This window comes from Paenibacillus timonensis (assembly GCF_022427145.1).
GTDB classification, from domain to species: domain Bacteria; phylum Bacillota; class Bacilli; order Paenibacillales; family Paenibacillaceae; genus Fontibacillus; species Fontibacillus timonensis.
The window spans coordinates 22,557-29,576 of sequence record NZ_JAKSXN010000063.1 but is presented as its reverse complement, the minus strand read 5'-3'; the positions used below and the strand labels follow the sequence as shown (position 1 = coordinate 29,576).

At 54.0% G+C, this 7,020-nt stretch carries 5 protein-coding genes; all 5 read left to right on the top strand.

Features of this window, described 5'->3' with window-relative positions:
* The first annotated feature begins 702 nt into the window (after positions 1-702).
* The 5 genes from MJ257_RS20405 (at position 703) to MJ257_RS20385 (ending at position 6,984) form a co-directional block, all read left to right on the top strand.
* The gene (locus MJ257_RS20405) at positions 703-2,058 is read left to right on the top strand and encodes a sugar ABC transporter substrate-binding protein (protein ID WP_240270983.1); all 1,356 of its coding nucleotides are present in this window, start codon (positions 703-705) and stop codon (positions 2,056-2,058) included.
* Between the two features lie 137 nt (positions 2,059-2,195).
* The gene (locus MJ257_RS20400; RefSeq protein ID WP_178020714.1) at positions 2,196-3,086 is read left to right on the top strand and encodes a carbohydrate ABC transporter permease; all 891 of its coding nucleotides are present in this window, start codon (positions 2,196-2,198) and stop codon (positions 3,084-3,086) included.
* A 17-nt stretch (positions 3,087-3,103) separates the two neighbouring features.
* Positions 3,104-3,928: a carbohydrate ABC transporter permease gene (locus tag MJ257_RS20395; protein ID WP_240270982.1), complete on the top strand. Its 825-nt coding sequence runs from the start codon at positions 3,104-3,106 to the stop codon at positions 3,926-3,928.
* Between the two features lie 78 nt (positions 3,929-4,006).
* The gene (locus tag MJ257_RS20390) at positions 4,007-5,779 is read left to right on the top strand and encodes a cache domain-containing sensor histidine kinase (RefSeq protein WP_372489861.1); all 1,773 of its coding nucleotides are present in this window, start codon (positions 4,007-4,009) and stop codon (positions 5,777-5,779) included.
* Positions 5,776-6,984, top strand: coding sequence for a response regulator (locus MJ257_RS20385; protein WP_240270980.1), 1,209 nt, complete (start codon positions 5,776-5,778; stop codon positions 6,982-6,984). Before MJ257_RS20390 ends, MJ257_RS20385 begins: the two co-directional genes overlap by 4 nt.
* The last annotated feature ends 36 nt before the right edge of the window (positions 6,985-7,020 follow it).

The window sequence follows — 7,020 nt, the reverse complement described above, 5'->3', positions numbered from 1 at the left end:
GTTAGCATTAATAGCAGCAAAAGCACCAACCGCACCAATAGCAGCAAACGCATCTACCGCACCAAACGCACCGACGATCTCACGAATGAAATGTTCACGCGAAAAGGCCCATCGCCCCTACACACCATCGCCCCTACACACCATCGCACCTATACACCATCGCACCTATACACCATCGCACCTATACACCATCGCCCCTACACACCATCGCCCCTACACACCATCGCCCCTACACACCATCGCCCCTACACATCATCGCCCCTACACACCATTGCACCTACACACCATCGCCCCTACACACCATCGCCCCTACACACCATTGCACCTACACACCATCGCCCCTACACACCATCGTACGTACACACCATCGCACCTACACACCATCGCATCTACTTACCATCGCACCATCAAGCCATCGCCCCACGATCGCCCCACGATCACACCCATCCCTCGCGCCCTTGATTCGCCCTCGCCTAAGCCGCGCTTCCCCCAAGGCGCCCCGACTCCTTGGGCGCGCATTCAGGGTATCACGCCGTACCCGTTCCCCCCCGCTTAGCCTCGCCCTCCATTCCCAATTCCAAGGAAACAGGGGAAATTCTACATACCTAAAAAAAACCAACCGGATATCCAAAGTTCGCGCCTTGTTGAAAGCGCTTAAAGGCATAATAATGAGTTTATCCTAAACACAGGGGGCATGATTCAATGGTCAATAAGAAGCTATGGAAGAGAACTTCCGCAATCGCTTTAACCGCCGTGCTGGCACTGAGCCTGTCGGCTTGCGGAGGAGGCGCGGCGAAGAACAATACGGCGGCGAACGAGCCGGCCGGAAATGGGGCGAAAAGCGGGAGCAGCGGCGAGAAGATCACCATCACGTTCCAGAACATTTACCCGGACCCGGCAACTCCGTCCTATAAAACGATCCATGCGCTGGTCGAAGAGTATGAAGCGGCGCATCCCAACATCCACATCGAGCTCGACACGCTGAATACCGACCAGCAAAAAATCAAGCTCAAAACGCAAGCGGCTTCCAAAGAGGTTCCGGATATTACGATCGTGAACCCGGCTGCGCAAATGAAACCGTTCGTGGACGCCGGCCTGCTGGCGCCGCTGAACGACATGCTGGACCAAAACGGTCTGAAGGACACGTACCAAGCGGGCCTGCTTGATTACTACAGCTTTGACGGCAACGTGTATGCCCTGCCGGACGGCAACAACATCGAAGTTGTTTATTACAATAAAGAACTGTTCGAGCAAGCCGGCATCACCAAAACCCCGGAAACATTCGACGAGTTCCTGGCTGACGTGAAGATCTTCAAAGAAAAAGGCATCACGCCGCTGGCGATCGGGGAGAAGGACTCCTGGACCGGCTCGTTCCTGTTCATGAACATCCTGCTTCGCACCAATGGCGGCCCGGGCTTCCTGCAAGACGTGATGGACGGCAAGAAGACGTTTGAAGATCCGGCGTTCATCGAAGCCGTCGACAAATTCCAGGAGCTGGTGCAAGCCGGCGCGTTCCCGGACGGTGCAACCTCTATTGACGCAACGGCGGGCGGCAACATCTTCAAATCCGGCCAAGCAGCTATGTGGGTCATCGGCTCGTGGGAGACGGGGGCGATCGACGCTTCATCCGTTGCGGGTAAAGTCGGTGCGTTCCAATTCCCGACGGTGAACGGCAAAGGTGATCCGAACGAGTTCATGCTGGCGCCGGGCAGCGCGTTTGCGGTATCGGCAAACAGCGAGCATTTGCAAGAAACGAAGGACTTCCTGAACTTCTTTGCGCTGAACTTCCCTAAGAAGCAATTTGAAAACAAAAACGCGGTAGGTCTCGGCCAAAAAGTCGACGGCGACCTGAAAGCTGCCGGATACTCCGATCTTGCCATCAACGTGGCTGAATTGTTCAACCAAGTGAAGGGCGGCGACCTGGCGTTCGACAATACGATGAATCCGGCAACGGCGCAAGTTCACCTGAGCAGCATTCAAAACCTGTTCGTTCAGAAAGTGGATTCCGCTCAAGTGGCCAAGGAGCATCAAACCGCCTTCGAAGCCAACAAGCAGTAAGCCTAATCCGATAGCCCTTATACAAGAACCCTACCTGATATTCTAAAAAAGTTACCTTTCCATCGATGCGAAGTAGCCTTTGGAGCATTCGTGCTGGAGCGCTTCTTCGCATCGCATTTCTATTGGGGGGCGGAGAGATGAAAGTACTGAAAGTGCCCGCACGCACAATAGCCGTCTTCGTATTGCCTTGTCTGTTGTTGTATGTGTGCCTGGTATTTGTTCCGATTGTCGTTTCGTTCGGGACCAGCTTATTGAATTGGGACGGGATTACCACCGCGAAATTTACGGGGTTGTCCAACTTCCGCGACATGTTCTGGAACGACCCGGTCTTCTGGCCGTCGGTCCGGAGAACGCTGCTTTATGCGGTAGCCTCCATGCTGGAGATTCCGCTTTGCTTGGTTTTCGCCATTTTGCTCAGCCGTTATGTGAAAAAGGGAAATACGTTGGCGTCGATTTATTTTACGCCGGTCATTTTATCGGTCGTCATTATCGGACAACTCTGGAAAACGATCTATAACCCGACCTCGATGGGCGGGATGTTGAACGGCGTCCTTATTACCCTCGGACTGGACAGCTGGACGCATAACTGGCTGACCGAGCCGAAGATCGCCATGTTCAGCTTGTATTTCGTATCGTTGTGGCAGTATTTCGGCTACCATTTGTTGATCCAATACACCGGAGTGCAGAACATTCCGGACGAGATTTATGAAGCTGCGAAAATCGACGGGGCGGAAGGCTTCAAAGCAGACCGTTACATCACGATGCCGCTGATCGTCCCGATTTTTAAAATATCAATCGTCCTGGCGTTTATCGGCTCCCTGCAGGCGTTCGACCTCGTCATGGTCATGACGGCCGGCGGGCCGGCGCACGCTACCGACGTCATCTCGACGCATATGTACAACAGCTCGTTCCTGTCCTTGAAGTACGGGTACGGCAGCGCGATTGCCACGTTCCTGGTCCTGTTGTGTCTCGTATGTACGGCGATCATCAATTCCATCTTCAACAAGCTTGAGAAAAAATACAGCTAGCCAAGGAGGCGAGGTCCATGCGCAAAATCAAAAAAGGAATCGTATACGTGCTTTTTGCGATTCCGGTCGTTACTCAGCTGTACCCGCTGTTGTGGCTGCTGCTGTATTCCTTGAAGACGAATGAGGAGATCATGGGCGGAAGCTTCTTCGCCTTGCCGAAGGCGCTGCAGTGGCACAACTACAAAGACGCTTACGAGTCTGGCAGCTATTTGAAATACTTATCGAACAGCGTGATGGTGACCGCGATCACCATGATCTGCGTCATCCTCCTCAGCTCGATGGTGGCGTACGCGATTTCACGGTTCCGCTGGAAGTACGGCGGTTTGGTGATGACCGTGTTCTTGATGGGGATGATGATCCCGATGCAGGCTACATTGCTGCCGCTGATGGTGATTTTCAAAAACGTGGATATCCTGAATACCCACCTGTCGCTCATTTTGCCGTACATCGCTTTTTCCACCCCGATCGCCGTCTTTATCCTCAGCGGGTTCATGAAGAGCATCCCGGCGGAAATCGAGGAATCGGCTTTTATCGACGGGGCGAGCATTTACCGGATCTTCCGCAGCATCATTATCCCGGTATCCGTGCCGCCGATGATGACGGTATGCATTTTGACCTTTATCACGATTTGGAACGAATACATTTTGGCGGCGACGTTTATTTCGTCCGAGAAGCTGAAGACCTTGCCGTTTGGGGTATACACGTTCGTCAGCCAATACTCCGTGAACTACGGGGCGATCGGTGCCTTCCTCGTCATGGGCGCGCTGCCGGTCATTCTGATCTATTTCTTCCTGTCGAACCAAATTACGAAAGGGATGGTTGCGGGGGCCGTAAAGGGATAAAGAGATCATCTTGCAAAATAGGGATGCGGACTTATAATGGAGGAGCAGCAAGACACGAGGTTGGGAGGGAGAAAACAGTTGCGAAACGGCTTTCATTCCATAAACCATCGGTTGTTTTTGCTGTTTCTTTTTTGCATGTCGGGCATTTTGCTGATCGTTAGCCTGCTTTACTATAATCGGACCACGGAGCAATATCACGAGAAAATCAGCGACCTGTCGCAAAAAAACGTGGCTCAGACCGCCGGGCTGTTCAGCCTGCTTTACGAAGGGTACGACAGCTTGTCCAAGTCGATCACGAACAATTTCGAAATGATCCGCCTGCTGAACGAGAGAACCGACGAGCCGGCGGTGGCTTATATCAACGAGCAGTCGATTACGAACATCATCGGGGCGATTTTTTATTCGCGCGACGATCTGGTGGGCATTCACGTCATCACCAACCGGGGGAAAATCTACAATTACGGCAACTCGATGAACGTGCTCGATTCGGAGTATCCTCGGGAAGACTGGTACCGCCAGCTCCACGATTCGTCCGGGAAACTGGTGTGGCTTGGCGTTTATGCCCATTCGCTGATCGATTTAAACGAGGACAGTCCGGTGTTTGCCTTCGGCCGGCAAATTTACGATTTGAACGAGCACAAACCGATCGGCATCGTCCTCTACGAGGTGAATCCGGGGCCCGTGCTGGATGCATTGGATAATTTGAAACTGGGGGAACACAGCCAAGTTTACCTGATCAATCAACAGGGCCAGGTCGTCTCGTCGCTGACCGATCCGGCACCGGTGCTGGCGAACCTCCCCAAGCTGGAGGCACCCGGCAATTTGGTGGTGGAGCAAAAGGGCTCCGGCATCACGGTTGCGTCCCGGCTGCCTTTCTCCGACTGGTCGGTCGTCAGCATCACGCCGCGCCAGGATTTGAACGTTGAGCTGGTAGAAACGAAACGGTATTTGCTCATCGTGATCTCGATCCTGATCATCGTGTCCGCCGTCGTCGCAAGTCTGGTGTCCCGGACGTTCTCGAAGCCGCTGAAGCAGTTGATCCGCGAGATGAAACAGGTGGAGATCGGGAATTTCCGCGGGATGGTGAACGTTTCTTCCTACCAGGAGATCAATATCCTCGTCGCTTCGTTTAACCGGATGGTCAGCCGGATCGAGGAGCTGATCGAGCGGGTCAAAATCTCCTCGGTCAGCGAGAAGAACGCGGAGCTGCACGCACTGCAGTCGCAGGTGAACCCGCATTTTTTGTATAACACGCTGGACATGATTTACTGGATGCTCGACGAAAAGGAGAACGACCGCCTAGGCGAACTCGTCTTATCGTTGTCTTCGATGTTCCGCTACAGCAGCGAGTGGAAGGATGGGGCGAAGGTCACGCTGCGCGAAGAGCTGGAGCAGATCCACCATTATTTGACGATCATCTTGATCCGGCTGGAGGGCCGGCTTCGGGTGGAAACGGCCGTCGACGAACGCTGGCTGGACATCCGGCTGCCGAAAATGACCTTACAGCCGATCATCGAAAACGCCGTGAAATACGGGCTCGAATCCTTGAAACGCCAAGGCGTGCTGAAGCTGTATACGCAGGAGGTCGGGGACGTGTTGAACATCGTCGTGGAGGACAACGGCAACGGCATGGGGACCGAGCGCCTGGCCTGGCTGAAGCAGACGTTAAACCGGCAAATATCCAAGGAATCCGGTACGGGAAGCGGCGGCATCGGGCTGCAAAACCTGCATCGCCGGCTGCAGCATATGTTCGGCGAACGTTACGGTCTGGAGATCGAGAGCATTCCCGATGAAGGAACCAAGGTGGCCGTCATGCTGCCGCTTCCGATGGAAGGAGACGTTTCAAAGTGAATATTCTGATTGCCGATGACGAAAGGGCGATCCGCGAAGGGATCAAGCGGACGATCAAACGGATTTATCCGGAATATGCGGTGGATTTGGCGGAAGGGGCGGAGGAAGCGGTTAAGCTGATGGGGGAGAAGCGGTTCGACATCGTGCTGACCGATATTTTGATGCCGGGAATGAACGGACTGGAATTCATGCGCATCTCCAAGCGCAAGTTTCCCCAGGTCAAGTGGGTGGTCATCTCGGCCCACAGCGAATTTGCCTACGCCCAGGAAGCGGTGCGGCTGGGGGCAAGAGATTACCTGCTGAAACCGATCGGGAAAACCCGGCTCCAGGAGATCATCGGCACCCTGGCGGCGGAAATTCGCGAGGAAAGCGAACTGATCAAGGAAGAGGAGCTTCTGAAAGCCAATTTGAAATATTTGCGCGAAGGCGTGTTTCAGCGGTTGGCCTCGGGCCTGGATATCGGGAATCTGGACCTGACCCCGTTCATGGAGGATTATCTCAGCTTTTATTTGATGATGGTCCAGATGGATGCCGGGGACAAAAGCGTGCGGCTGGAGCATTTTATCGTGGAAAATGTGCTGTCCGAGCTGATCGAGCGTCACGGGCGGGGGTTTGTCGTCAGCTACGACCGCCAAAGTCTGCTGGGATTGATTACGCCGCGGGATCCGGAACGGATCGGCCAGTTTCAAGACGAAGTGAAGGCACACATGAAGCATTATTTGAAGGTGCCTTTCCAGATCGTCCTCTCGGGCCTGAACAACGATTTCAAGGCCGTGCCGCAGGTGGTCATGCGCATGAAGCAGGCTTCCGATTCGCCGGTGACCTTGCTGGATGCGCCGAAGGGCAGCGGGGAGAAAGCGATCGACGTCGCCTTGCAATTCATCAAGGAGCACTACAACGAGGATATTTCCCTGGAAAAGGTCGCATCCATCGTCTATCTGAATCCGGCCTATTTCAGCCAGCTGTTCAAGCAGAAGGTCGGGCTCGGCTACAAGGAGTACGTCACCTCGCTCCGCCTGGAGCAAGCGAAGCAACTGCTGTTGAACCCGAAGCTGAAGGTCGCGGAGATCGCCGAATACCTCGGCTATCAGGACATCCGCCATTTCGCGCAGATGTTTCGCAAGAAGTATCACGTAACGCCCAACGAATACCGGCAGCAGCAAAATATCAATATCTTGCTGGCCAGCGGCGGCAAACAGGAGTAGTTCATCTTTCATTGACAGGAACATACGTTCGTCTTA